Below are 25,711 nucleotides of genomic sequence, written 5' to 3'. Positions count from 1 at the left end.
GGCCCCCTTGAGGGGGCGGGCTGCCGGACGATCAAGGTTTCCGCAGGGTGGCGTCCGGATACTGGCATCCTCTTCAGATCATGGACCTGAAGAGGATCACCTCGCTGGGTCTCAGCCGGGTGAAGTCTGGGGCCTTTGAGGGGAGCTTTCCATGAAACCTGCAAGAATTCGTCCACGCCTGGCTGCCGCAGTGACGGCTGGCGCGCTGATTGCGCTGGCCGTTCCGACAGCGGCTGTTCCGGCCTTCGCCGTCATCAGTGACCCGGGTACGCACCCCATCACTGTATTTCCGGAACGGGACATGGTCTCGGCCGAAGGCTACGCGGCCGGCGACCGTCCCACCATCCAGGTGCTTCGCGGCGGCGCAGTCATCGGCACAGCGTCGAACTTGGTGCCCGTGGCCGGCGTCGTGGAAGTCAACCACCCCGGCGGAGGGTGCTGGGAAGGAACCACGCCGGACATCCGCTCCGGTGACGTGATCCGTGTCCTGACAGCGCCCGACGTCGGCGACCAGACGTTCGTAGGCAACGTCACAGTCACGCAGCCGGCCACCAAGGTCGACGCCGGCACTGTGGTCATGAAGGGCACCGCTGTTGCACCCGGCGGCGGGCAGCTCCCGGCGGACCAGCTGGAAGCCAGGGTGGTGGCGGCGAACCAGGAGTTCGCGCTCAACGGCCGGCGCACACTTCGTGCCAGCGCCCCTGGGGCCGGGGACGACGGCGTCATTGTTTATGACGGACCGGGCCTCACCACCTGGACCGCCACCTGGACTGGCCTCACCGGTGTGGGTGCCGACGGCCTGTCCGACGCAGACCGCGCCGTCTCGGCCACCAACGCGGAAAGCCGGGGCCTGTGGCTGGGACGCGACGCCGCCATTGGCAACGAAGTCACGATTTTCGAGTATGGGGCCATCGGCGGACCCGCCGGCCCGGAGTGCACGGCGCCCCTGGCCAGCGGTCCGACCGTGCCCGACCTGACGGCTGCCAGCGACACCGGACGCTTCAACACGGACAACATCACGCGCAGCACCACCCCCAGCTTCACTGGCGCGGCCGCCTTGCCGGACGCCACAACCGTCAACCTCTACATCGACGGCGTGGCCAGCGGCTCTGCATCGGTGGCCGCGAACGGCAGTTACTCGATCACGTCCAACCGGACGCTGACCAACGGACGGCACACAGTCACCGCCGGCGAAGTCAGCGGCGGAATCGAAACGATGTCCGTCGGCTCCCTGGCTTTCACCGTCGACACTGCGGGTCCCGTGGTCACCGCCAAGGCACCGGCCGTCAACTCGCTGATGGTCAGCCAGACGGCCAACGTCACGGCAACCTTCAACGAGGCGATCACGGGCCTGGGCACGGCATCCTTCACCCTGAAGAATTCCGCAGGGGCGCTCCTTGCGGCTCCGGTTTCGTGGAACGCCACCACCCGGGTGGCCACCCTGAACCCGAGTGCGACGCTGGTGGCTGACCGGAAGCACACCGCAACGTTGACTGCGGGCATCACGGACATCGCCGGCAACCCGATCGCTGCCAACTCCTGGGCGTTCACCACGGGACCGCGGCCGGTCGTGACCGCCAAGTCCCCGGCCGCGAACGCCACGGCCGTCAGCCGCACCGCCAACGTCACCGCTACCATCAGCGAGAACGTCATCGGCGTAGCCAATGGAACGTTTGCCCTCCGGAACGCCGCCACAGGCGCCCTGGTGAGCTACGCCGTCAGCTACAACGCCACCACCCGGGTAGCAACGCTGAACCCGAACGTGACCCTGGCGGCCAACACGAAGTACACGGCCACCATTTCCACCAGCATCAAGGATGCCGCCGGGAACCCGCTCAGCGGCCTCTCCTGGAGCTTCACCACCGGAGGGTAGCCGCACAGCATCACCGGATCTCCGGCCCGTTGCCGCCCGAAAGGGCGGCAACGGGCCGGACCCATGTCCGCTGGTTTGAGCCTGTAGAACCAGGACCCTTCCCGAGTGACGCTTGACACATGCAAAACGTTTTGTGTACTCTCGTTCACACCGAACCAAAACGTTTTGCAAAGGAAGTCGATGACGACGCGAGTAGGGATACGCGAAGTGGCCAAGGCCGCCGGAGTCTCAGTGACCACTGTGTCCCATGCACTCAACGATGCCACCAGCTCCCGGGTCAAAGCGGAAACCCAGCAGCACGTCCGGGACGTGGCCAGGAACCTTGGCTACGCTCCCAACCGGCTCGCCAGCGGGCTGCGCAACCAGCGCTCCCAGATCCTCGGCCTGGTCAGCGACGAGATCACCACCACGCCATTCGCCGGGGCCATGATCCGCGGAGCGCAGGACGCGGCCTACGAGCGGGGCTACGTGGTCATGGTGGTGAACTCTGGCCTGGACAGCGAGCTCGAACACCGCGAAATCACCATGCTTCAGCAACACCAGGTGGATGGCGTGGTGTACGCCCGGCTGTACCACCAGGGCGTCGAGCTGCCGCCGGCGCTCTCCGGAATCCCCACGGTGCTGCTCGACGCCGTCACCGGGGACCCCTCGGTTTCCTCCATCGTCCCGGACGAGGTCAATGCCGCCGAAACCGCCGTCGAAGCCCTCATCAGGGCCGGCCACACGCGGATCGGCATGATCAACAACGTGGACGACATCCCCGCGACGCACGGCCGGCTGGAAGGATTCCACAATGCCCTGCGCCGCCACGGCATCGAGCACGATCCGAGGCACCTCGTCATCGCAGAGCCGGAGACCTCCGGCGGCAGAGAAGCCGCGCTGGCGCTGCTCAGCCAGCAGGACAGCCCAACGGCCCTGTTCTGCTTTAGTGACAGGGTGGCCATGGGCGCCTACCAGGCGGCAACAGCACTGGGGCTGACCATCCCGGATGACGTTTCGATCGTCGGCATCGACAATCTGGAGCTCATCGCGGACTCGCTGTGGCCGGGCCTGACCACGGTGGCCCTGCCGCACTACGACATGGGGCGATGGGCGGTCAACCGCGTTCTGGACGACATTGACAACCCGGATACGCCGCCGGAACAGGTGCGGCTCGCATGTCCCCTGGTCGAACGGGGCTCCGTAGGTCCGCCCAGGACCTGAGCGCAGTCCACAACAGCAACCACCAGCAGTCCACCCGGCGTCCGCCTGAAAAAGGGACGCAGCCGTTGCAGCGGCCGCGTCCCTTCGGACCCGGGCCAATCATCCACGCGCAAAATCAGCAGAAAGACTGGACCTTCATGAACAAGCGATTCACACGGATCCTGGCCACCAGCATAGCCGCGGCGGCCCTCATGGGCAGCCTCGCTGCCTGCGGCAAGGGCAGCGCATCCGCCACGTCCGAGGGCGGCAACGAGATCACCATGTGGACCCACAACGCGGGCAACCCTGACGAGCTCGCCGCCATCAAGGCCATCGTCGACAAGTACAACAAGAGCGGCGACGCGAAGGCCCAGGTCAAGGTGCAGGCATTCCCGCAGGACTCCTACAACGACTCCGTGGTTTCGGCCGCCGCTGCCGGCAAGCTGCCGTGCATCGTGGACATCGACGGGCCCAACGTGCCCAACTGGGCGTGGGCCAAGTACCTGACCCCGCTGAAACTTTCGGCCGACCTGTCCAAGAACCTCCCCAGCACCGTCGCCAAGTGGGAGGGCGAGACGTACGCGGTGGGCTACTACGACGTCGCCCTAGCCATGCTTGCCCGCACCTCGGACCTGAAGGCAGCCGGCGTCCGCGTGGCCACGGTTGAAAAGCCGTGGACCAAGGAGGAATTCCAGGACGCGCTGACCAAGCTCAAGGCCCTGGGCAAGTGGCAGTACCCCCTCGACATGGGGACTGCCGGCACCGGCGAGTGGCTGCCCTACGCCTACTCGCCGCTGCTCCAGTCCTTCGGCGGAGACCTCGTCAACCGCGACGGCTTCCAGTCGGCGGACGGGGCCCTCAACGGTGATAAGGCCGTCGAGTGGGCCGGGTGGTTCCGCGGACTGGCCGACCAGGGCTTCATGGCCAAGAAGAGCGGCAAGGATTCCACCCAGGACTTCCTGAACAACAAGAGCGGCATCGTCTACACCGGCTCCTGGGCTGCGGACAAGGCCCGCAAGGCGCTCGGGAAGGACCTGGCTGTCATGCCTTCCGTGGACCTCGGCAACGGCCCGAAGATCGGCGGTGCCTCGTGGCAGTGGGGCGTGACCAGCGGCTGCAAGAACTCCGAGGCCGCCATGGACTACCTCTCCTACTCGCTGAAGCCGGAAAACATCGCCGCCGTGGCCAAGGCCACCGGAACCATTCCGGCCACCGATGAGGCCGCGGCCCTGCTCCCCGCCTTCGCCGAGGGCGGCGAGAACCGGGTGTTCATGGAACTGTCCCGCCAGCAGGCCGTCATGCGTCCGGAAACGCCTGCCTACCCGTTCATCGCCACCGAGTACGGAAAGGCCGTCCAGGACATCCTGGCCGGGGCCGACGCGAAGACCGTCCTGGACAAGGCGGTCAAGGCGATTGACGCCAACATCAAGTCCAATGGCGGCTATAAGAACTAGCCAGCCGCCGGGCGGGAGGACGACGGCGGGCGGCACCTGCCGCCGTCGTCCTCCACCCGGCACTGACTGTCAACGGAGACTCCCATGACAACCACCCAGCTTCCCTCCCGCCGCCCCGCCGTTCCGGCGCCCGGCGGAACCACCCCGGCGGCAGCCCGCCGCAAACGCCCGCGCCACCTGCGCGAACAGCTCAGCGGCTGGGGGATGATAGCGCCGGCAGCGGTCCTCCTGCTCGCCTTCGTGTTCCTGCCGGCGATCCTTGGCTTCGGCCTGGCCTTCACGAACGCCCGCCTCATCTCCCCGCGCCCGGTGGAGTTCGTCGGGATGGACAACTTCGCCCGGCTCTTCACCGACCCCACATTCTGGCGGGCGCTCCTGAACGTCAGCTACTTCGCCGTGGTGGTGGTGCCGGTGCAGTCCGGTCTCGCACTGGCCATGGCACTGCTGATCAACAAGAAGTTCCGGGGCGTGAACTTCTTCCGCACCGTGTACTTCCTCCCCGTGGTCACGTCCATGGTGGTGGTGTCGCTGCTCTGGCTCTTCATGTACCGCAAGGACGGGCTGATCAACGAGCTGCTGTCCACGTTCAGCTTCGGCCTCATCCCGGGCGCGGACTGGCTGAACGACCCCGCCACCGCCATGCCGGCCATCATCGCGCTGTCCATCTGGCAGGCCGCCGGCTTCCACATGATCATCTGGCTGGCCGGGCTGCAGAGCATCTCCGGCGAGCTGTACGAGGCGGCCCAGCTGGATGGCGCCAGCCGGTGGCACCAGTTCCGGTACGTGACCTGGCCGGGCCTGAAGCACACGCGCACCCTGGTCCTGGTGACCATCACCATCCAGGCCCTTGGCCTCTTCGACCAGGTGAGCGTCATGACGCAGGGCGGCCCGCTCGATTCCACCACCACCATCATCTACGAGGCGGTCCGCTCCGGCTTCAAGCAGCAGGAGACCTCCTACGCCTCCGCCATCTCGCTCGTATTCTTCGTCCTGGTACTGCTGATCTCCGCGGTCCAGCGCTACCTGACCCGAGAGAAGGACTGACGTGAAAAACGCGCTCCGCCTCAATTCGATCGGCGCCACGGCCGTGCGCATCCTGTTTGCCGCCGTCGCCGCCTTCCCCATCGTGTTCATGCTCGTGTCCTCGCTCAAGCCGGACCAGCAGATCTTCGGTGACATGTCCTCCGTTGCGGCCTTCCTGCCCATTGGCAACATCTCGCTGGACAACTACACCGCCGTCTTCGACCGGGTTCCGGCCGCGCGCTTCCTCATCAACTCCGTCGGTGTCTCCGCGGTGACAGTGGTGCTGGGAATCTTCGTCAACAGCCTGTGCGCCTTTGCGCTGTCCCGCATGCAGGTGCGCGGCAAGAAGGTGGTCTTCACCGCCATTCTCGCCACGCTCATCGTGCCGTTCCAGACCCTGGCCCTGCCGCTGGTGTGGTGGGTGAACCAGCTGCCGTACTTCGAACTCAACGGCTTCAGCCTGGAGATCTCGAAGGGCTGGCTGGACACCTACCAGGTCCAGATCATCCCGTTCATCGCCAACGCGTTCTCCATCTACCTGTACCACCAGTACTTCGAGTCCATTCCCAAGGAACTGGACGAGGCGGCCCGGATCGACGGGGCCGGGTGGTTCAAGATCTACCGCCAGGTGGTCATGCCGCTCGCCGGTCCCGCCACGGCCACGGTGGCCATCCTGACATTCCTGCCCGCCTGGAACTCCTACCTGTGGCCGCTCATGGTGGTCCAGTCAGAGGAGCTGCGCCCGGTGATGATCGGCATCCAGTACTTCTTCCAGCTGAATGTCTCCTGGGGTGAAGTCATGGCCTACGCCTCGCTGATCACCGTTCCCGTGGTGGTCCTCTTCATCGCGTTCCAGCGCTCCTTCATCAACAGCATCGCCTCCAGCGGTGTCAAAGGCTGACCCAGCCCCAGTTCCTAGTTCGAAAGCGAACCATGACTTCCCTGAATGCAACTTCCGCGCTCGACTGCCGCTACCGGCCCAAATGGCACTACGCCGCCGAGCGCAACTGGCTCAATGACCCGAACGGGCTGGTGTACTCCAACGGGGTGTACCACCTCTTTTACCAGCACAACCCGTTCGCTGACGTGTGGGGCAACATGTCCTGGGGCCACGCCACCTCGCCGGACCTGCTGACCTGGGACGAGCAGCCCGTGGCCATCCCGTGCGACGAGCAGGAGGCCATCTTCTCCGGCTCGGCTGTGGTGGATTTCCGCAACACCAGCGGGTTCGGCGTCGGGGGAGTGCCGCCGCTGGTGGCCGTCTACACCAGTGCCTACGCCCCGGCGTCGCCGCTCGCCGGGCGGCAGGCGCAGTCCCTCGCGTACAGCACCGACGACGGCGCCACCTGGACCAAGTACGCGGGGAACCCGGTGCTGGACCGGGCGTCCGCGGACTTCCGCGACCCCAAGGTCTTCTGGTATGACGGCGACGCCGGGAGCTACTGGGTGATGGTGGCGGTCGAGGCCGAGAACCGGGAAGTGGTCCTCTACAAGTCCGCCGACCTCAAGTCCTGGGAGTATCTGAGCACCTTCGGTCCCGCCAACGCCACGGGCGGGGTCTGGGAATGCCCGGACCTGTTCGAACTGCCCGTGGACGGCGACGCCGGCAACACCCGGTGGGTCCTTGTGGTGAACCTGAACCCCGGCGGTATCGCCGGTGGCTCGGCGGGCCAGTACTTCCTGGGAACGTTCGACGGCGTGACGTTCCGTTCCGAGACCACCGTCACCGAGGGCATGCAGACGGACGACAGCCGGATGCCGGACTACGGCTGGCTCGACTGGGGCCGGGACTACTACGCCGCCGTCTCCTTCAGCAATGCCCCCGGAGGGCGCCGCCTCATGATCGGCTGGATGAACAACTGGCAGTACGCGGCCAGCACCCCGTCGCAGGGCTGGCGCAGCGCCATGTCCCTTGTCCGCGAGGTCCGGCTGGAGACCCGCGCCGGTCACCCCGCGCTCGTTCAGGCGGCCGTTGACCCGTTCGAGGCTGCCGGTACGGAGCTGTTCGCCGCGGGGCCGGAACAGCTGGCGGACGGCGTCCGGTGGCTGCCCGCGGAGGCCTCCGGGGATGTGCTGCGCATCGACGCCGTGTTCCGGCCCGGTTCCGCGGGCAAAGTTGGGCTGGTGCTGCGCGCCGGCGAGGCAGACGGCGTGCAGGAGCGGACCGTGCTGGCCTACTCCGCCTTGTCCGGCGAGCTCAGCCTGGACCGCAGCGGGTCCGGAAACGCCGGGTTCCATGCCGACTTCCCGTCCGTGGAGCGCGTGCCTGTTTCCCTGGACGCCAGCGGCCTGCTGCGGCTCAGGATCTTCCTGGACCGCTGCTCCGTGGAGGTCTTCGCCCAGGACGGGCTAGTGACCCTCACGGACCTGATCTTCCCCACGGAGTCCAGCACCGCCGTCGGGCTGCTGGCCGAAGGCGACGGCGCCGCCCTGGTAAGCCTCAGCGTCACCGCTGGTTGAGCCTGTCGACACCGGGTCCCGCTGGTTGAGCTTGTCGAAACCGAGCGCCGGTCAGGTGGCGTGCGTTGATCTCGGGCTCGATCAGCGGTGATGTCAGCTGTTTTGCTCGAGCGCCGTCTCGAGGAAGTCAAGGAATTCCTGGTCTACCTGGGCCTCCGATGTGAGCCGGACCTTGCGGTCGAAAAAGTCGCCCTCGCGGACCCTGACTGCCTTGAGGCGCTCCCCAATAGGCGCCTCAAGGCGGAGGCTAACATCCACTGCGGTGTTGTTCGCCCGGGTCACCTGGGCGAATTTCCTGCGGCTGCTGTGCAGCGATATGTAGCCTTTGCGCATCTGGATTGCCACGCCCGGATGGGCTGCGGCCCATGCCAGGAGGGTGTTGGCGATGGGCCGCAGGTTCGGGTGGTCCCTGTACTGGACGTCAAGGAGTTCGTCGGCGTCCCGCAGCATGAACTCGGGATAGCCGAACATTTCCCAGGACACGGCGTATTGGGCGTAGCCCGTGATTCCGTGCCCGGCGCGCATCCATTCGCGCAGCTCGGCGTCGCTCTTCACACCTGCGGAGCGTCCCTGCTCTGCCCACCACTGGACGTCATGTCCTGACTTCCGCAGCAGCAGTGCCTGGCTGCTGTCCACCATGGACTTCCAGGTGCCGGCCGCTGCTTTCAGATCGAGTGGATTCACCATGCTCCGATGGTAGTGCCGGCACCTCCGTCAGAGGCGCCGGCCCCAAACCTGCAGGCTCTACTTGATCATGGTCCCGTCGGGTGCCACGAGGTACCAAACGTTGCCGACGCCCTGCCCGGTGATGTCGCCGGGGGCCTTGTCCTTCTCCCACAGGTAGACGGGCATGCCGTTGACTGTCACCTGCTTCTTGCCGTCGGGCGTATCAATGGTGCCGACCGTCCCCGTTACACCCTCGACCTTGGGGGTGTCCGTGGCGGCAAACACCGGGGGCCACTTCACGAGGCAGTCACCCAAGCAGTTGCTCTTGCCGGAGTCCTTGACGTCCTTCGTGAAGTAATAGACGCTCATGCCCTTGCCGTCCACCACGATCTCACCCTTGCTGGACGACGCGGTCTTGAGGTCCACCGTGGCGCTATCGCTGGTGGCCGATGCGCTGGCGGTGGTGGCCGGTGACTCGCTGGCCGGGGCCGCAGCCGTAGTGGTGGTGGTTGTGCCGGATCCGCCGCCACAGGCCGTCAGTGAGGCGGCAAGGGCCATAACTGCGAGGCCAACGCTCAGTTGCTTCTTCATGTGCTGCTCCTTGGCTCGGGCCGGCAGACTGAGAGACCGGCGCTATTTGGAATGACGCACAAAGGTGAAGAATGGTTCAAAGAATCTGGCGCGGACCGGAAGTGAACCTATCTCCGGATGCAGACGTCATATTTGTCAGGAAGGCCGGCCCTCGGATCCGGCTTCATAGGTCGTTGCAGGGAGGCCGAAGGTGCCGCTGGATGAGGATTTAGTTGCAGCGATCTACCGCGAGCACGGAACGGCGCTCCGCAGATTTGTGCTCAGTGCCTCCCGCGACCCGCACCTGGCCGACGACATCGTCCAGGAAACGGTGCTTCGTGTCTGGCAGCAGGCACCCACGGTGACGGGCAGCATGCGCAGCTACCTGTTCCGGACCGCCCGGAACATCATGATCGACAACTACCGGAAAGCCCAGCGCCGGCCGCAGGAAACCGAGGACCGTGACATTGCGGACCCGGAGGAGGCCACCGGACGCGTTGACGACTTGCTGAACAAGGTACTGATGGAGGAGGCGCTGCTGCGGCTGAGTTCGGAGCACCGTGATGTGCTGGTGGCACTGCACTATCGGCGGTTCACGGTGGGCGAGGCGGCGGTGCAGTTGAACATTCCGAGCGGAACGGTGAAATCCAGGGCCTTCTACGCGGTGAAGGCCCTGCGGACAATACTCGACGAAATGGGCGTGGAACGGTGAACGGCAAGGAAGTCCATGAGTTGCTGGGGGCATACCTGCTGGGTGGGCTTGATGAAGCGGACAAGCTCCGCTTCGAGGACCACCTCAAGCACTGCGAGACGTGCCGCAGTGAACTGTCGGATCTGGAATCCCTGCCGGGACTGCTGGATGCCGTGCCGGTCCCGGACGCCGTGGCGCTCGCTGTCCCGGCGGCCCGCCGGCCCGGATCGGACCCCGCGTCACCCGACCTGGCCCCCGTCCCTCAGCCCGTTCTGGACGAACTGGCTGCCCGCCGTCGTAATTCCCGACGGCGGCTGACGGCCCTTGTGGGGGTGGTGGCGGCGGCATGCCTGGCCCTGGGATTTGCGGCGGCGCCGCTTTTTGATCCCGCCGACAAGCCCGACGCCAGCTACTCGGTCAAAGCCGACACCGGCATGCAGGTCACGGTGGGAATGGTCAAGAAAACCTGGGGCACCGAACTGGCCGTCGACGGCCGGAGCCTGCCCCAGAACGGACGGCTTTCCTTGTGGGTGAAGGACCGCGCCGGAGTTGAGGACCGGGCCTGTGCGTGGATGGCGACGCCGAGCGGAAGGGTCCGGGTCACCAGCGCTACCCCGCTGCAGTACACGAACATCGCCAGCGTTGAGGTGCGGAACGACAGGCAGCAGACTATTGCCGTTATTTCCGTGCCAGGCTGAGCCGTACTGCTGACTTACATCCGCGCGAGCTTCGCCCGCACCACCATGTACACGCCGTAGCAGATGAGTCCCACGCCGACGGCAGCCAGAACGTAGATCCCGAAGGGCTGTTCACGCAGTGCCTTGAGCCCGCCATCGAGCCCCGTCGACTGCTCCGGATGCGCCGTGACGGTGGCGATGATCACCAGCAGGCCGGTCACGAAGAGGGCAACGCCCTTGGCCACATACCCGGCCACGCCCAGCGCGGTCACGGCCTTCCGCGCGTTGGGCGAGGGCGGCAAGTTGATGTGCTTCTCGAACGACTTCCTGATTCCGCGCACGCCGTAGACGATCCCAGTGATGGCCACAGCCGCTCCGATCAGCACCAGGAGCAGGACGCCGCCCGGGGCTTTCAGAAGGTTGACGGTCATGTCGCTGGCGGATTCCCTGTTGTCCTGGCCTGCCCCGCGTGCGAACGCCGCGAGCGAAAAAGCGAGTGCGGCATAAACAGCGGCCTGCAACGCGGCCTTGAGCTTCTTGGCCGTCTTGTCCTTCGGCGGCAGATGCTCGAAGTCGAAAATGGCATCACTGGCCTGCCAGAGTGCCAAGGCCACGCACGCCGCGAAGCTGGCCCACAGAAGCACGGGCCCGGCAGGCTGGCTGGCCAGCTCCGCGACGGCGCCGCTGACATCCGCCCGGCCGCCCTTTCCGGTGGCCAACCCGATAGCGATGGTCCCGACCAGGAAATGCAGCACGCCGCTCACGGCAAATCCCGCTCTGGCCAATATCTCGAGCGCGTGCGAATTCGTGGCGACTTCGGCCTTGTCCGCTGCGCTTCTCAATTCTCGTTTGATGATCGTTCCTTCGCGCCGGCACGCTCGTGCATCTCCCGCGGCTACCCGCCACACGCTTATCGTGCCACGGCGGGGCGCCGGGGAACAGAGGCCGCGGCGGCCCTAGATCCGCCGGTAGCAGAGGTCGAAAATCAAGCGGCCGGCTTCGTGCGCCTTGGTCTCAAAGCTGGTGCGGATGCGGCCCTCGAACCGGGGGGCCCAGCCGCCTCTTTCGTCGATGCCCTCGTTGGGTCCTGTGTGTTCTGTGCTCACGGGTGCCCGTCCCTCTTTCACCGGTGCGCCGCCCACCAGCGACTCGACGCCGGTCTGCCACACATGGGTGAGGGGACTCTCGGGGCCGCTGCGCTCACCGTTGTGAAGGTTTTCGAACGCCTCCGATCCGGCGAGGACGTCGCGGACGTGCACGGCATAGTTGGACCAGTCCGTGGCGATGCGCCAGAGGCCGCCCGGTTTCAGCGCCTTCGCGGCGAGCTCGGCGAATTCGGGCTGGATCAGGCGGCGCTTGTGGTGCCGGGACTTGTGCCAGGGGTCCGGGAAGAAGATCCACAGTTCGCTGACCGAGCCGGGCGGCAGCATGGTGGCCAGGACCTCGGGGGCGTTCGCCTCCACCACGCGCACGTTGGTCAGGCCGCGGCTGTTGATCTTGATCATGGTGTTGGCCAGGCCGGGAGTGTAGACCTCCACGGCAAGGAAGTCCTTGTCCGGGTTTTCCTCTGCGGCGTGGCAGACCGCCTCCCCCAGGCCCGAGCCGATCTCCACAATCAGCGGTGCCCGGCGCCCGAATTCGGCTTCGGCGTCGAATGAGTAGTCGGGGTGGACGGATGTATTGGCCACGTGGCGGGGCACGTCGATGGCCCAGCGGCCGGAGTGCTCCTCCCAGGCCGCCTGGCGGCGTCCCTGCAGCCGGGTTCCGCGCCGAACGAAGCTGACCGGCCGGCCGCCGTAGGTTCCGTAGGAGGCCTGGCTTCCCGGCGTGACCGGCCGGGGCTGGTTCGGATTTGCCGGCGGCTGCGGGGATTCGGGAGATTCGCTCATCCCTTCCAGAATACCGGCGGTCAGCAGGGCCAATTGCCCGTTTCCGCCCGCTGCCGGCGGGCGTACAGTATTGCTATTCCAACGGCCGCCCAAGCGAAACGCTGTTGAGCCGCCCTTGTCCTCGGGACGCTTTCCCGCCGCGGCGGCGGATGAACGCATGACAACGCAGCTTCAGGAAAGGCTATGGAAACATCTACATTCCCCTCCGAACCCGTGAAGCCCATCGGCACCATAGCCATCCTCGGGGCCGGACCGGCGGGGCTGCTACTCGCTATCGCCCTTGCCCGACGGGGATTATCCGCCACAGTCATCGAGCGCGACGTCCCTCCGGACATTGCACCGCGGTTCAACCCGGACCGTTCCTACACCATCGACATCTCGGGGCATGGGCTCAAGGCGCTCCGCCACATCGACGCCGTGGCAGAGTTCGACCGACGGATGTACCGGTTTAAGGGGCTCAAGATCCCGGGGCGCGGAACGGAGGAGTGGACGCTGCCCGGGTGGACCGGCTCGCGGGGCGACATCCTCCGGGCACTTATGTCGGTACTGGGCAGGTATAAGGACATGGTGGCAATGGAGTTCGAAACCAACGTGGAAGGCGTGAACCCCGTCGCAGGATCGCTGACATCCCGGCAGCGATCCGGGGAATCGATTGTCCGGAGCTTCGACCTGATCGTCGGCGCAGACGGTGCCGGGTCCACCGTCCGTTCGGCACTGCAATCCCAGGTGCCCGGGTTCACGGTCACCTCCAAGTCCTTTCCCAATTACTGCACGATGATTGAGCTCGATAATGTGGGTGAACGGCTGGACAAGCATTATCTCCATGGCCTCTCCACCCGGCCGTTCTGCGTGGCCGGGGCGATCAGGGGGGACGACGGGCCTGACTCGGCCAGATGGTTCTGCGCCATCGGAACCAAAGACCGGATCGGCTTTGCTGGGACTAACGAAGCCCGGAAGTTCCTGCAGGACCGGTGCCCCCGCGTTCTGGAATTCGCCGGCGACGAGCAAGTCCAGGGCTTCGCGGGCCGGACGTGCTATCACATAGGACGCAGCCTGAACTGTTCCCAGTTCCATGCCGAGAAAGCGGTGCTGATCGGGGACGCCGCCGCGCCCTATCCTCCGATCGGGCAGGGAGTCAACGGCGCCATGGAGTCAGCAATGGTCCTCGACGAGTGCATTCAGGATGCCGGCAGTTCACCTGGCTCCTTGCCGAGGGCTGCTGCCCAATTCACGGAGCGGTGGAAGCCGGAAGCCGATGCAGTGTCCTGGATCAGCGAACGGAGCCTCTTCGAAAACCGGTTCCACACGGTCCGCGCGCTGGCCACATCAATGCTGGGGCTAAGCATCTTCGAGCAGGCAAAAAGCGCGGAAGTGCCGTACTCCCAGGTGCGCCGCCAGGCCGAGCGGCTCTGGCCGCTCTGGGCCCGCTGATCCTGCGCCCGCAGGATGGCGCTTCATGAGAAGACATCAAATTCCCACTGCTTCCCATTGCTGCCTGTATCCGGCCGGGTGAACAGCATGGCCAGCATCGCGGGATACACGGTGACGAAGGCGCTGGGCAGGATCAGCACGCCGCACACCAGGTTGGCCACCGCTAGGCCGTACCAGGCAGGGTTCTGGTAGCCACGGTCCGGCGTGCCCGGACCAAACCCCAAAGGACCCTGTGCCCAGGGACCCGGACCCGCTCGTTGCCCTCCAGGACCTGCGCGGCCGTGCGGTGGTGGCGGATCACCGGACTCCGGGGCCTGCGGAAAGCTCATGGTTTTCCTCATGGATTCGGCCGGCGGGCTCCTTGGCCGGCCACGTGCCAGCCAGACTATTAGCCCGGGGGCGGCAAGGGATACCGTGCTGCGCCTGTATGTGGATAACTCCAATAGGTAAGGTGCCGCCGGTGGCCATGGCCCGGGCACGCACTGCGCTCCTGCAAGAATGGGCAGGTGGTCGACGCCCAGAACTCACGCCAACACGACGGCAATCAGCCGCAACCCAACGCCGGCAATCCGAACATCCTGGTGGACGCAGAGGCCGACGACGTTCCCGCTGCCGAACCCACCCGTGTGACCGGCCGCCGGGCTTTGGCTTACCTGGGCCTGTGCCTGGTGCTGATCGGGTTGAACCTGCGGACCGTGTTCTCCAGCTTTTCGGCGGTACTGCCCGAGGTGACGTCCGACGCCGGCCTGCCTGGCTGGGCCGTGGTGGTGCTGACCACGGTGCCGGTCACCCTGCTCGGTGTGTTTGCGCCGCTGGCCCCGGTCCTGGCCCGCCGGTTCGGCGCGGAACGGGTCCTGCTCGGAGCGATGGCGGTCCTGACGGCGGGCCTGCTCCTGCGGCCCGCAGAGATCGCGGGCGCCGGGCACTTGCCGGCGCTTTTCGCCGGGACGGCTGCCTGCGGGGCCGCCATTGCGCTGTGTAACGTGTTGCTGCCCGGGCTGGTGAAGCGGGACTTCCCGCACCGGCTCGGCCTGATGGGCGGCCTGTACACCACTGCGATCTGTGCGTCGGCCGCCCTGGGTGCAGGCTTCACCTACCCCGTTTTCAGCGCCACAGGCCAGTGGACTTCGGCGCTGTGGTTCTGGGCGGCACCGGCCGCCGTCGTGCTTTTGCTCTTCCTGCCGGTGGCAGTACGGCAGCGGCACGGGCAGCACACGGCGGTGCGGGAGGGCGTGAACGTGTGGCGCTCGGCGGTGGCCTGGCAGGTCACGATCTTCATGGTGCTGCAGGCGATGATGTCCTTCAGTGTCTTTGCCTGGCTCGCGCCGATCCTGCGCGAGCGCGGCGTGGACGGCGGAACGGCCGGGCTGATCGTGTCGGTGTCCATTGTGCTGCAGATGCTGGGTTCGCTGTTCGCCCCGGCACTCGCGGCCCGGTTCCGCGACCAGCGGGTGATTAACAGCGTCGTGGCGCTCATGACCGGCGGCGGCTTTGCCCTGAGCATCTTCGGCCCGCTCGAGCTGGTCTGGGTGTGGACGGGCCTGCTGGGGCTGGGCCAGGGAAGCCTCACCGCCGTCGCCCTGACGATGATCATGCTCCGCACCCGCGACGGGCACACCGCAGCCCACCTCTCCGGCATGATGCAGGGGGTGGGCTACGGGCTCGGCTCCACCGGCACGCTCCTGGTGGGGCAGCTGCACCATGGCACCGGATCGTTTACAGCGGCGGGGCTCCTGTTCCTGGCGGTGGGAACGCTGGCCGCGGTGTTTGGCTACCGGGCGGGCCGGAACCGCTACATCGGCGGCTGAGAAAGGTCAGTGCGCCAGGTCCTTGCCCTTGGTCTCGGGGATGGTGAAGATGAAGGCCACGCTGACGGCCAGCAGCACCACCGCGTAGACGTTGAACAGGTTCGGCATGTGGACGGTGGTGCCCAGCCACTGCTGCAGGTAGGGTGCCGTGCCGCCGAACACTGCCACGCAGATGGAGTACGGCACACCCACGCCCACGGTGCGGATGCTGGTGGGGAACAGCTCGGCGTACACGGCCGGAACGATGGCGGCGCTCGCGGCGATGAAGATGAGCATCACGGACATGCTCACGGCCAGCTGCCAGGCGGAATCCTTGAGCAGCCACGTCATCGGGAAATGCATCACGGCTGAGCCGATCGCGCCGGCCCACAGGACCTTCTTGCGTCCGATCCGGTCGGACAGCTTGCCCCAGACCGGAAGCGCGGCAATGAAGACGATGTTGCCGATGACGCCGGCCCAGAGGGCCTCGCCGCGGTCGATTTTCAGGGCGGTGGTCGCGTAGCTGGGCGCCACGACGCCCCAGATGTAGTAGATGACAGTGAGGCCCACGGTCAGGCCGATCACCTGCAGGGCCTGCTTGCGGTACCGGACAATCTGCGGCCAGAGCGGGGCGCGCTTCTCCGTGGCGGTCTCGCCCTCGAAGACGTCCGTCTCGTGCAGCCGGGACCGCATGATCAGTGCGTACAGGCCCATCGCGGCTCCGATCAGGAACGGGATGCGCCAGCCCCAGGCGTTCATGACCTCAGTGGTCAGTGCCATGTTCAGCACCGCGCCCAGCAGGGTCCCGAACAGGATCCCGACCGTCCCGGAGGTGTAGATCAGCGTGGCCCAGAATCCGCGGTGTTCCCGGGGCGCCATTTCGGAGAGGTAGGTCTGCGACGACGGCAGTTCGCCGCCGTGGGCCAGGCCCTGGACCAGCCGTGCCACCAGCAGCATCAGCGACGCGAAGGCCCCGACGCTGGCGAACGTGGGGGCGATGCCGATCATGAGGCTACCCAGCGACGCCAGGCCGACGGCGAGCGTCATGGACGCCTTGCGGCCCACCCGGTCACCGATCCAGCCGAACAGGAAACCGCCGAAAGGACGGGCAACGAAGCCGACGGCGAAGATCGCCAGTGTGGACAGCACGGCTGAGGCGGGATCGGACTTGCTGAACAGCTGGCTGGCGATGAACGGCGTGAAGGTGGCGTAGATGGCCCAGTCGTACCATTCAACGGCGTTTCCGATGCCGGTGCCGATGATGGTCTTGCGGGTCGAGGTCCTGCCGTCGCGCTGGGCGTTGATGATGGCGGTCATGGTTGTCTCCCTGGGATGGGCGGGCTAGAGGGCCGGAACGGAAGCGGGGACCCGGGCGCCGGCGGCGGCCAAGGCATCCAGGCGGCTGATGGCGAGCTCCGCGTAGAGCGCGGCACCGTCAGCCAGCACGCCGTCGTCGAACGTTGCGTACGGCGAGTGGTTGAACGGGGAGGTGGCGTGGTCCGCGTCCTGGGGGACGGCGCTCAGCCCGACGAACGTGCCGGGCACCTCGGCCAGCACCCGGGAGAAGTCCTCGGAGCCGCTCAGCGGCGTGGCCCACCGTGAGAGCCGCGAGTCGCCGAACAGTTCGGTGATGACCTTTTCCGCCGTGTGCGTCTCGTCCTGGTCGGTGATGGTGAGGGGGTATTCCTGCTGGTAGTCCACGTCGACGTCGAGCCCGTGTGCCGCGGCGATGCCCTTGAGCAGCCGGGGCACGGCGTCCATCATCCGTTGCCGGTTCTCCTCGGAGAACGTGCGGATGGTGGCCTCGATGCGGGCCGTTTCCGGGATGACATTGCGCTTGGTGCCTGCGTGGAGCACCCCGACGGAGAGGACTACGGGATCGAACATGTTGAACTGGCGGGTGACCATCACCTGCAGGGCCGTGACCATCTCGGCCGCGGCCGTTACGGGATCCTTGGCCGAATGCGGGGCGGAGCCGTGGCCGCCGGCGCCGAGCACGGTGACCACCAGTCCGTCGGAGGCGCTGAGCATCACGCCGGGCTTGGTGCAGAACGTCCCGTGCGGCTCGAGGGAGGAGAAGACGTGCATGCCGTAGGCCGCGTCCACGCGCCGGCCGGGGGCATCCAGGACGCCTTCTCGGATCATGTAGCTGGCGCCGTCGCAGCCTTCCTCGCCGGGCTGGAACATCAGGACGACGTCGCCCGCCAGCCGGTGCCGCCGCTCGGCGAGGAGGGTGGCCGCGCCGGTGAGCATGGACGTGTGCAGGTCATGGCCGCACGCGTGCATCGCGCCGTCGATGGTTGAGGTGTAGTCGACGCCGGTCTTCTCCTGGACGGGAAGCCCGTCCATATCCGCCCGGAGCAGGACGGCGGGCGTGCTGGCGGCGGTGGAAGCCCCGCCGCGCAGGACCGCGGTGACAGACGTCGTCTCCTTGCCCAGGGTGATTTCATACGGCAGGCCCTCAAGTGCCTTCAATACCTTTTCCTGGGTCCGCGGCAGCTGCAGTCCGATTTCGGGTTCCCGGTGCAGGTCGTGGCGGAACCGGGCAAGGTCTTCCTGCATCTGGCGGGCGTCTGCGGCAATCGGCACGTGTTCTCCTCGTTGGTGGTCCGGTGCTGTGGGTCTATTCTGGAGTGGCCTGGTTCACATCCGGCTGAAGTGCTGGAAAAATGCAAAAGCCCGGGCCCATATGCAGGATTCGTGCAGGACCTTACGGGAGGGGAGACCGCTGGACGTCACCGAGGAGGACCTCGCGCTGATCAACGCCCTGCAGATCGCGCCGCGGCTGAGCTGGGCCGACGCCGCCGAGGTCCTGGGCGTGCACGCCACCACCCTGGCCGCACGGTGGGAACGACTCACTGCCGCCGGCGCCGCCTGGGTCACGGCGCACCCGATGGGGGATCCGCAGAAAATGTGCCTCGCCTTCGTTGACGTCGAGTGCGAGCTGCACCGCCGGGCGGAGGTCACCCAGGCGCTGGCCGCGGTGCCCGAGATCGTCACCGTGGAAGAGGCGGCGAGCAACCGGGACCTGATGCTGACGGTCATCACCGGGTCACTGCAGCACTTCACCGCTGTGGCCTCGAGGCTGCATGCCATTGAAGGGCTGGCCAAATACCAGACCGCACTGGCCACACGGCTGCACACCGGCGCCTATGCCTGGCGCATCAACGTCCTCAACCGCAGCCAGCTCCAGGCGCTCCGGGCCCTTGCCGGTCCCGAGGCCGCGGGGTCTGCGCCCTCGGCGGCGGTGGGGGAGCCGCTGCCCGCCAGCCACCTGGCCATCCTGCCGTTCCTGTCGAAGGACGGCCGCGCGACGGCGGCAGAAATCGCCAGGGCATTGGACCGGCATCCGGCCACCGTGCAGCGCCAGCTGAACAGGGTGCTCGCCAGCGGAGTGCTGTCCTTCCGCTGCGAGATTGCGCAGAAGTATTCGGGCTTCCCGGTGACCTGCCACTGGTTCGCCAATGTCCCGCCGGGCCAACACGAAGCCGCGGCCGAGGAGCTCCGCAGCTTCCGGAACGTCCGGCTGAGCGCGTCCACCACCGGGCGCACCAACTTCGTCATCATCATGTGGCTGCAGTCGCTCGCCGACGTCATGAACGCCGAGCTGGCCCTCCAGCAGCGCATCCCGGGCATCGAGCTCGTGGAGAGCGTGGTCATGCTCAGGACGGTCAAGCGCGTGGGCTGGATGCTCAACCCGGATTCGACGGCCAGCGGCGACGTCGTCGCCGTGACCACCGGCGCCCCCGAGCTGGTGGGCTGAATGCGCGAATCAGCCGTGTCCGCCCGGCCCGGTGCCGGAATCCTCCAGCGGCCCTACCTGCTGGTGACCGTGGGGGCCTGCGCGCTGGTGTTCCTCGCCGCGTTCGAGTCCCTCGCCGTCACCACCGTCATGCCCGTCGTAAGCCGCGAGCTCGGCGGGGCCAGCCTGTACGCCCTCGCCTTCGCGGGACCGCTGGCCACCGGCGTGATCGGCATGGTGGGCGCCGGGAACTGGTCCGACCGGCGCGGACCCGTCGGCCCGCTGCTCTCCTCCGTGGCGGTCTTTGCGCTGGGCCTGCTGGTGGCCGGAACCGCCGGCACCATGTGGGCGGTGGTGGCCGGCCGGCTGGTGCAGGGGCTGGGCGGCGGCGCCATGACGGTTGCCCTGTATGTGGTGGTGGCACGGGTCTATCCGGCCGTCCTGCACCCCAAGATCTTCGCCGCCTTCTCCGCCGCGTGGGTGATCCCGTCCCTCGTGGGGCCGTTCGCCGCGGGTCTTGTGGCCCAGCTGGCGAGCTGGCACTGGGTATTCCTCGGCGTCGTCGTGCTGGTGCTTCCGGCCCTGGCGATGCTGCTCCCCGCGCTGCGAGGCGTCCGGTCCGGCAACGCCAACGGGAACGGTTCCGCGGACGGCTCCGGCGGCGGAACCGCATCAGATCCGGCGGGTTCCCCGGTGCCATGGGCGCCGGGACGGCTGGCATGGGCGGCCCTGGCCGCGCTGGCGGTGCTGGGCCTGAATCTGTCCTCCGGGCTTTCGGTGGCGGGACCGCTCCTGGCGGGGGCCGCCGTCGTCATTGCACTGCTGGCCGTTCGGCCGCTGGTGCCGCGCGGGACCCTCACCGCCCGGCGGGGCCTGCCCAGCGTGATCCTCATCCGCGGACTGGTTGCGGCCGGTTTCTTCGGCGCTGAGGTGTACCTGCCGTACCTGCTCGTGGAGCGTTACGCCTTCTCGCCCACCTTCGCCGGCCTCACGCTGACCGGCGGAGCCCTCGCCTGGGCGGCGGCGTCGGGCGTCCAGAGCCGTCTGGGCGGGCGGCTTGGCAGCCCGGTTGCCGTGCGGATCGGCTCGGTGATGGTGCTGCTGGCGATCGCCCTGGCCCTGGTGACCACTGCGCTTGGCTGGCCGGCCGCCGTCGCGATTGCCGGCTGGGTCCTGGCCGGCGGCGGCATGGGACTCATGTATCCGCGGCTGAGCGTGATGACGCTGGCTCTTTCCACGCCCGACACCGAGGGCTTCAACAGCTCCGCGATGTCCATTTCCGACTCGCTTGGCGGCGCGCTCTCGCTTGCCGCCACGGGGATCGTGTTCACGGCGTTTACGACGACGGCGGCCTCCTTCACCGGCGTCTTCGTGCTGACCGCGGTGATCGCCGCAGCCGCGGTCGCCCTGGCGCCCCGCGTCGCCCACTAGCAAAGTTTTTGTACAGATATCGCGAGCTAAACCGTTTCGAAGTCGCGATACGTGTACGAAAACTCCAAGGGAAAACGTCAGATGCGGGGGAGGACCCTGTAGTACAGGTGGGTCACGGCGTCGCCCTGGATCGCTGCTGTCTGCTCCAGCTTCACCGGCGCCGCCGCGAGGTTGTCGAAGAACCGGATGCCGTGGCCGAGGATCCACGGCGCCAGGTTCACCCGGATCTCCTCCACCAGTCCGGCGTCGATCGCCTGCCGGATGATGTCCGGCCCGGCCAGGGACACGTCCTTGTCCCCGGCCAGCGCGGTGGCGGCCCTCACCGCATCCGCGAACCCGGTGGTGACGAACGTGTAGGGGATTCCGTCGCGGGGCCACCCGTCCGGGACCGAATGGCTGAGCACAACGATGGGGCAGTCGATGGGATGCCGGCCGTCCCAGCCGTGCGTCAGGTCGAAGATCCGGCGGCCCACCAGCATGGCGCCGGCCGTGGACATGGTGCGCCGCAGATGCATGGCGCTGGCCTCAGTCACGTGCCAGGTCATGTCCGGCCTGGCCGTGGGGACTTCCACGGGGCCGTTGTTGTACCAGTCGAAGAGCCCGTTGACGGAGTCGTCGGGGAGGGCAATGAAGCCGTCCAGGGACATTGTCATCTCGGCGACCAACCTGGCCATCCGTGTGCTCCTCTCGATAGGTGTCCCGGCTGCTTCTGCTCGGGACTAGGCGGGTCGCGGCTGCAGGCGGGTGGCGCGCAGGACGGCGTCGGCGAGCACGGCCGACTGCCCGTCCGGGCCCGTGGCCTCGCGCTCGCGGCTGGCGGCAACATCCACGCGCCACTGCGGTGGCGCGATCCCGAGCTCGTCTGCGGCCTGCTCCGCCGTGAAGAACATCCCGGAATTCGCATGGGCGTCGCCCCCGTGCGAGTGGCTGTGCTCCCCGGTGTGGCTCTCCTCCGGGCGGCTGTCCTCGCCCGGTTGGCTCTCGTCCGGCTGGCTCCGCCACGGCGGCAGGCCCTCGGGATGGTGGCCGACAATCAGCAGCGTCCCGCCCGGGCGGACAGCGTCCGCAGCCACGCGGTGCGGCCGCTGCCACGGAGCCTCGGTGGAGTGCAGGAACTGGGCGGACACAAGGTCGAACTGTTCCGTCGGCGCCCACGCGTCAAGGTCGCGCTGCAGCCACGTGATGCGGTTTCCGGCCGCTGAGCCGGCGGCATGCTGTTCGGCCCGTTCCAGTGCGACGGCGGAAACGTCCACCGCGGTCACGGCCCAGCCTTGCTCGGCGAGCCACAGGGCATCGGCACCCTCCCCGCAGCCCAGGTCCAGGGCAGTGCCGGGCTCCAGCCCGGCTGCTTCTGCCACCAGCTGCGGGTTGGGCCGGCCGCTCCACACGCGTGGCCGGCTGCGGTACATCTCATCCCAATGGCGCGCGGCGCCGTCGTGCCCCTCGTGGTCCATGGGGATTACCCTGCCACAGAATCGTCAGTTGGGGAGAGTGTCAGGGGAGCCGCACGATGATGTTTTGTGATTCGTCCGCGAAAACCGGATAACTGCGCAGCGGGCCGGCGCCTGTGGTGGAGCAGCCTGTCTCCAGCTCAAACGCGTGCTGGTGCAGCGGGCACACCACCACCGTCCGGTCGATGGTGCCGTCGGCGATGGGGCCGCCCTTGTGCGGGCAGACCGCGGACACCGCACGGAGGGAACCGTCCCGCAGGCGGAACACGGCGACCTGTTCCCCGGCCACGCCGTACGCGCGCCCCTCGCCCACCGGGATCTGGTCCACCGGGCCAAGGACGTGAAGCCTGCCGGCCTGCGGGTCGCTGAAAAGTTCTTTTCTCATCGGACCGGCACCTGGGGGAGCACCTCGAGCGGGAGCGAGGTGCGGAACTGGCCGGGGGTGAAGGGGTCGTTGCGCTCGGCCCACGGATCAACGTAGGCGTCTACCGACTCCTGCATGGCGGCGTCCAGTTGGGCGGCCAGGCCTTCCGCGTCGTCGACAATCACCGCCCGCAGGTGCTCGATCCCCACCCGCGGGACGAAGGAATACGTGCGTTCGAGCCAGTTGGCGCGCTCGCGGTAGTACTGCATGAACCGCCCGGCCAGCAGCTTCACCGTCTCGGGGTCGTCCACGGTTGCCAGCAGGTCCCCCTTCCGGATGTGGGCGCCCGCCGCGCCGCCGACATAGATTTCCCAGCGGCCGCCGTCGACCGCCACCACGCCCACGTCCTTGACCAGCGATTCGGCGCAGTTCCGGGGGCAGCCGGACACCGCGAGCTTTAGCTTCGCCGGTGACTCGATGCCCTGGAACCGCGACTCGATCTCGATGCCCAGCTTCGTCGAGTCACCCGTGCCGAAGCGGCAGAACTCCTGCCCCACGCAGGTCTTGACGGTCCGGAAGCTCTTGCCGTACGCGTAGCCCGACGGCATGTCCAGGTCCGCCCAGACCCTCGGCAGGTCCTCTTTGGGAACCCCTAGCAGGTCGATCCGCTGGCCGCCGGTCAGCTTCACCATGGGGATGTTGTATTTGTCCGCGACGTCGGCGATCCGGCGGAGCTGCTCCGGGGAGGTCACGCCGCCCTTCATCTGCGGCACCACCGAGAAGGTGCCGTCGCGCTGGATGTTGGCGTGGACGCGGTCGTTGACGAACCGCGCATCGCGCTCGTCGATGTACTCACCGGCCCACATCATCTTCAGCAGGGACGCCAGGCCCATCTTCGACTTCGCGTCCTCGGCGCCGCCCGGAGCCAGCGCCGCGAACACGGCAGACACTGACCGCAGCCCCTGCTCCCGGATCGCCGTCATCAGCGCGGACTTCTCCAGCGGCACGCCGGGGACGTAGTAGGCGGCCGCGGGGTCCTCCTCGACGGCACCGTCCGCGGCCCACTCCACCACCTGCCGGACCAGCAGCTTGCAGGAGCCGCAGCCCTTGCCGGCCCGGGTGGCGTCCATGACGCCGGACAGCGTGGTGCAGCCACCCCTCACCGTGTCCGTGATCGCCTGCTTGCTGACGCCGTTGCAGTTGCAGACCTGGGCTTCGCCGTCGAGTTCGGCCACGCCCGCTTCCTCGCCCGGGCCGCCGAGATCGAACAGCAGCGAGACCCGTTCCTCCGGCAGCGGCAGCCCGCGGTCGAACGCCTGGGTGAGGTAGGCGACCTTGCGGCTGTCCCCGAGCAGCGTTGCGCCCACGATCTTGCTGTCGCGGATCACGATGGACTTGAACACGCCCCTGCTGGGCTCGGAGAACACCACGTGCTCGTCGGTGTCCCGTTCCGGGGCCTGCAGCCCCATGGAGGCGACGTCGACGCCGGCCACCTTGAGTTTCGTGGCGGTGCGCGAGCCCAGGTAGGTTGCCTTCGGGTTGGCCCCGGTGACGTGATCGGCCAGGACGGCGGCCTGCTCCCACAGCGGGGCCACCAGTCCGTACACCTCGCCGCGGTGCTGGACGCATTCACCGACGGCGTAGATCTCGTCCTCGTCGGGGACACGCATGTGGTCGTCCACCACGATGGCCCGTTCCACCGGCAGGCCGCTGGTCACCGCCACCTCTACGTTGGGGCGGATTCCGGCGGCCACCACCACCATGTCGCATTCGATGTCCGGCGCGTCCCGCAGCTGGACGCCTCGGACCCTGTCGCCGCCCAGGATGGCGGTGGTCCGGCTGCTCGTATGGACCCGGATGCCCAGCGCTTCGACGCTGCGGCGCAGGACCGCGCCGCCGTCGGGCCCCATCTGGGCGTTCATCAGGTGCCCGCCGGAATGGACGACGTCGACGTCGACGCCATGGCTTTGCAGGCCCCGTGCGGCTTCCAGCCCCAGCAGTCCGCCCCCGATCACGACCGCGCGGCGGCGGTGGTCCTGCTGTGCGTAGGACACCATCCCGCGGGTGTCATCGATGGTCCGGAAGGCAAACACGCCGGGCAGCAGCCGTCCGCCCGGCGTGTACAGGCCCTCGACCGGGGGCATGAACGAGCGGCTGCCGGTGGCGATGATGAGGACGTCGTACGGAGTGGCCCGGCCGTCGTCGGAGAACACCAGCTTGGCGAAGCGGTCGATCTTGTCGACCCGGACCCCGGCGTGCAGCGTGATGTCGTTCTCCCGGTACCAGTCCAGCGAATTCAGGAAAATGCCGCCGGCGTCCTCCTCGCCGGACAGGACATGGCTGAGCATGATCCGGTTGTAGTTGCCGTAGGGCTCGTCGCCGAACATGGTGATTCTGTGCCGGACAGCGCCGCCGCGGGCCAGGATTTCCTCGACGGCGCGGGCGCCGGCCATGCCGTTGCCGATCACCACAAGCCGGCGCCGGGTATCACCCGGGGTGCTCCGCCCGGAGCGGCTGGCAAGGGCGGTCATCAGTGCTCCACCATGCCCATGTCGATCACCACGGATCCGCTGACCCCAGTGTCCGCCAGCAGCCTCAGCTCGATCAGCGAGCCGCCGTCGATGTCTTCCACAACGCGGAGCGGGACGTGCACGTCGCCCCTGGCGGCAATCGGGAAGTACCGCATGGGGACGCCGTCCCGCATCAGCACCACAGTGATCAGCTCCGCGGAGGAGTTGCCGCCACGGAAATAGAGGGTCTGGTTAATCACCCCGTCCGGGACGAAATGGGAGAGCTGGCTGTGGATGGGCACGGCTTTCTCGAGCCCCGCACCGTCGAACGGGAAAATGCCCTGAAGGAAGATGTTCTTCAAGATCACGGTTCGGATCCTTTCGGCGGAGGGACGCTGCGGCTGCTGCCGTCAGCCCGGCATGAGTCCATCCTTCGCCGCACGTGTTACAGCGCCCGGCGGCCTGTGTAATTTCCGCATGACACCTTCCTCACCGTCCGCCTGTCCGGGA

The 25,711-nt window shown here is 67.4% G+C and carries 24 protein-coding genes; 12 read left to right on the top strand and 12 right to left on the bottom strand.

The features are described from left to right. The first annotated feature begins 151 nt into the window (after positions 1-151). From ABRP34_RS11995 to ABRP34_RS11970, 6 genes are all read left to right on the top strand, one after another. Positions 152-1,873, top strand: coding sequence for an Ig-like domain-containing protein (locus ABRP34_RS11995; protein ID WP_003803126.1), 1,722 nt, complete (start codon positions 152-154; stop codon positions 1,871-1,873). A gap of 180 nt (positions 1,874-2,053) precedes the next feature. Continuing rightward, on the top strand, positions 2,054-3,076 hold the full coding sequence (locus tag ABRP34_RS11990) for a LacI family DNA-binding transcriptional regulator (RefSeq protein WP_353710363.1): 1,023 nt from the start codon (positions 2,054-2,056) through the stop codon (positions 3,074-3,076). A gap of 137 nt (positions 3,077-3,213) precedes the next feature. Next, positions 3,214-4,509 (top strand): sugar ABC transporter substrate-binding protein, encoded by a 1,296-nt coding sequence (locus ABRP34_RS11985; RefSeq protein WP_043419062.1) that lies wholly within the window; start codon positions 3,214-3,216, stop codon positions 4,507-4,509. An 84-nt stretch (positions 4,510-4,593) separates the two neighbouring features. Next, positions 4,594-5,553, top strand: a complete 960-nt coding sequence (locus ABRP34_RS11980) for a sugar ABC transporter permease (RefSeq protein WP_003803122.1) — start codon at positions 4,594-4,596, stop codon at positions 5,551-5,553. A gap of 1 nt (position 5,554) precedes the next feature. After that, positions 5,555-6,433 (top strand): carbohydrate ABC transporter permease, encoded by an 879-nt coding sequence (locus ABRP34_RS11975; RefSeq protein WP_353710362.1) that lies wholly within the window; start codon positions 5,555-5,557, stop codon positions 6,431-6,433. 32 nt (positions 6,434-6,465) lie between these two features. Then, positions 6,466-7,992 (top strand): glycoside hydrolase family 32 protein, encoded by a 1,527-nt coding sequence (locus ABRP34_RS11970; RefSeq protein ID WP_353710361.1) that lies wholly within the window; start codon positions 6,466-6,468, stop codon positions 7,990-7,992. A 93-nt stretch (positions 7,993-8,085) separates the two neighbouring features. Here ABRP34_RS11970 and ABRP34_RS11965 read toward each other — a convergent pair whose 3' ends face one another. Next, positions 8,086-8,679: a DUF5655 domain-containing protein gene (locus ABRP34_RS11965; protein WP_353710360.1), complete on the bottom strand. Its 594-nt coding sequence runs from the start codon at positions 8,677-8,679 to the stop codon at positions 8,086-8,088. Between the two features lie 57 nt (positions 8,680-8,736). Then, positions 8,737-9,249, bottom strand: coding sequence for a hypothetical protein (locus ABRP34_RS11960; protein WP_353710359.1), 513 nt, complete (start codon positions 9,247-9,249; stop codon positions 8,737-8,739). A gap of 190 nt (positions 9,250-9,439) precedes the next feature. On the opposite strand from ABRP34_RS11960, the gene ABRP34_RS11955 reads away from it, so the two are divergent. Together ABRP34_RS11955 and ABRP34_RS11950 are read left to right on the top strand one after the other, a co-directional pair. Beyond that, on the top strand, positions 9,440-9,940 hold the full coding sequence (locus ABRP34_RS11955) for a sigma-70 family RNA polymerase sigma factor (protein WP_353710358.1): 501 nt from the start codon (positions 9,440-9,442) through the stop codon (positions 9,938-9,940). Then, the gene (locus tag ABRP34_RS11950; RefSeq protein WP_003803110.1) at positions 9,937-10,617 is read left to right on the top strand and encodes a zf-HC2 domain-containing protein; all 681 of its coding nucleotides are present in this window, start codon (positions 9,937-9,939) and stop codon (positions 10,615-10,617) included. Before ABRP34_RS11955 ends, ABRP34_RS11950 begins: the two co-directional genes overlap by 4 nt. A 14-nt stretch (positions 10,618-10,631) precedes the next feature. Here the strand turns inward: ABRP34_RS11950 and ABRP34_RS11945 are convergent, their stop codons facing one another. Both ABRP34_RS11945 and trmB read right to left on the bottom strand, forming a co-directional pair. Continuing rightward, positions 10,632-11,438 (bottom strand): DUF1206 domain-containing protein, encoded by an 807-nt coding sequence (locus ABRP34_RS11945; RefSeq protein ID WP_353710357.1) that lies wholly within the window; start codon positions 11,436-11,438, stop codon positions 10,632-10,634. 114 nt (positions 11,439-11,552) lie between these two features. Further along, positions 11,553-12,485 (bottom strand): tRNA (guanosine(46)-N7)-methyltransferase TrmB, encoded by a 933-nt coding sequence (gene trmB / locus ABRP34_RS11940; RefSeq protein WP_353710356.1) that lies wholly within the window; start codon positions 12,483-12,485, stop codon positions 11,553-11,555. Positions 12,486-12,668: 183 nt separating this feature from the next. Here trmB and ABRP34_RS11935 point away from each other — a divergent pair, with 183 nt between their 5' ends. After that, entirely contained in the window at positions 12,669-13,916 is a 1,248-nt protein-coding gene (locus tag ABRP34_RS11935; protein WP_353710355.1) for an NAD(P)/FAD-dependent oxidoreductase, read from the top strand. A 23-nt stretch (positions 13,917-13,939) separates the two neighbouring features. Here ABRP34_RS11935 and ABRP34_RS11930 read toward each other — a convergent pair whose 3' ends face one another. After that, positions 13,940-14,077, bottom strand: coding sequence for a hypothetical protein (locus ABRP34_RS11930; protein WP_353710354.1), 138 nt, complete (start codon positions 14,075-14,077; stop codon positions 13,940-13,942). A gap of 414 nt (positions 14,078-14,491) precedes the next feature. Between ABRP34_RS11930 and ABRP34_RS11925 the strand changes: the two genes are divergently transcribed. Further along, positions 14,492-15,724 (top strand): MFS transporter, encoded by a 1,233-nt coding sequence (locus ABRP34_RS11925; RefSeq protein WP_353713353.1) that lies wholly within the window; start codon positions 14,492-14,494, stop codon positions 15,722-15,724. Positions 15,725-15,730: 6 nt separating this feature from the next. Here ABRP34_RS11925 and ABRP34_RS11920 read toward each other — a convergent pair whose 3' ends face one another. Together ABRP34_RS11920 and ABRP34_RS11915 are read right to left on the bottom strand one after the other, a co-directional pair. Continuing rightward, positions 15,731-17,020 carry an MFS transporter gene (locus ABRP34_RS11920; protein WP_003803100.1) on the bottom strand — a complete coding sequence of 430 codons (1,290 nt, stop codon included), beginning with the start codon at positions 17,018-17,020 and terminating at the stop codon, positions 15,731-15,733. A gap of 24 nt (positions 17,021-17,044) precedes the next feature. After that, positions 17,045-18,292, bottom strand: coding sequence for a M20 family metallopeptidase (locus ABRP34_RS11915; protein WP_353710353.1), 1,248 nt, complete (start codon positions 18,290-18,292; stop codon positions 17,045-17,047). A 100-nt stretch (positions 18,293-18,392) separates the two neighbouring features. Here ABRP34_RS11915 and ABRP34_RS11910 point away from each other — a divergent pair, with 100 nt between their 5' ends. Together ABRP34_RS11910 and ABRP34_RS11905 are read left to right on the top strand one after the other, a co-directional pair. Then, on the top strand, positions 18,393-19,466 hold the full coding sequence (locus tag ABRP34_RS11910; protein WP_353710352.1) for an Lrp/AsnC family transcriptional regulator: 1,074 nt from the start codon (positions 18,393-18,395) through the stop codon (positions 19,464-19,466). After that, positions 19,467-20,876, top strand: coding sequence for an MFS transporter (locus ABRP34_RS11905; protein WP_353710351.1), 1,410 nt, complete (start codon positions 19,467-19,469; stop codon positions 20,874-20,876). 77 nt (positions 20,877-20,953) lie between these two features. Here ABRP34_RS11905 and ABRP34_RS11900 read toward each other — a convergent pair whose 3' ends face one another. The 5 genes from ABRP34_RS11900 to ABRP34_RS11880 are packed head-to-tail and all read right to left on the bottom strand — an operon-like array spanning position 20,954 to position 25,569. After that, positions 20,954-21,550: a dihydrofolate reductase family protein gene (locus ABRP34_RS11900; protein ID WP_003803092.1), complete on the bottom strand. Its 597-nt coding sequence runs from the start codon at positions 21,548-21,550 to the stop codon at positions 20,954-20,956. A gap of 45 nt (positions 21,551-21,595) precedes the next feature. Next, positions 21,596-22,330: a class I SAM-dependent methyltransferase gene (locus ABRP34_RS11895; protein WP_353710350.1), complete on the bottom strand. Its 735-nt coding sequence runs from the start codon at positions 22,328-22,330 to the stop codon at positions 21,596-21,598. A gap of 40 nt (positions 22,331-22,370) precedes the next feature. After that, positions 22,371-22,712: a Rieske 2Fe-2S domain-containing protein gene (locus tag ABRP34_RS11890; RefSeq protein ID WP_353710349.1), complete on the bottom strand. Its 342-nt coding sequence runs from the start codon at positions 22,710-22,712 to the stop codon at positions 22,371-22,373. Next, positions 22,709-25,222 (bottom strand): nitrite reductase large subunit NirB, encoded by a 2,514-nt coding sequence (nirB, locus tag ABRP34_RS11885; protein ID WP_353710348.1) that lies wholly within the window; start codon positions 25,220-25,222, stop codon positions 22,709-22,711. Before nirB ends, ABRP34_RS11890 begins: the two co-directional genes overlap by 4 nt. Then, positions 25,222-25,569, bottom strand: coding sequence for a molybdopterin oxidoreductase (locus tag ABRP34_RS11880; protein WP_214845687.1), 348 nt, complete (start codon positions 25,567-25,569; stop codon positions 25,222-25,224). Before ABRP34_RS11880 ends, nirB begins: the two co-directional genes overlap by 1 nt. Positions 25,570-25,711 lie beyond the last annotated feature (142 nt).

It is taken from the genome of Arthrobacter sp. K5 (assembly GCF_040448525.1).
Lineage (GTDB): Bacteria > Actinomycetota > Actinomycetes > Actinomycetales > Micrococcaceae > Arthrobacter > Arthrobacter globiformis.
This window is presented reverse-complemented; position numbering and strand designations above follow the sequence as displayed.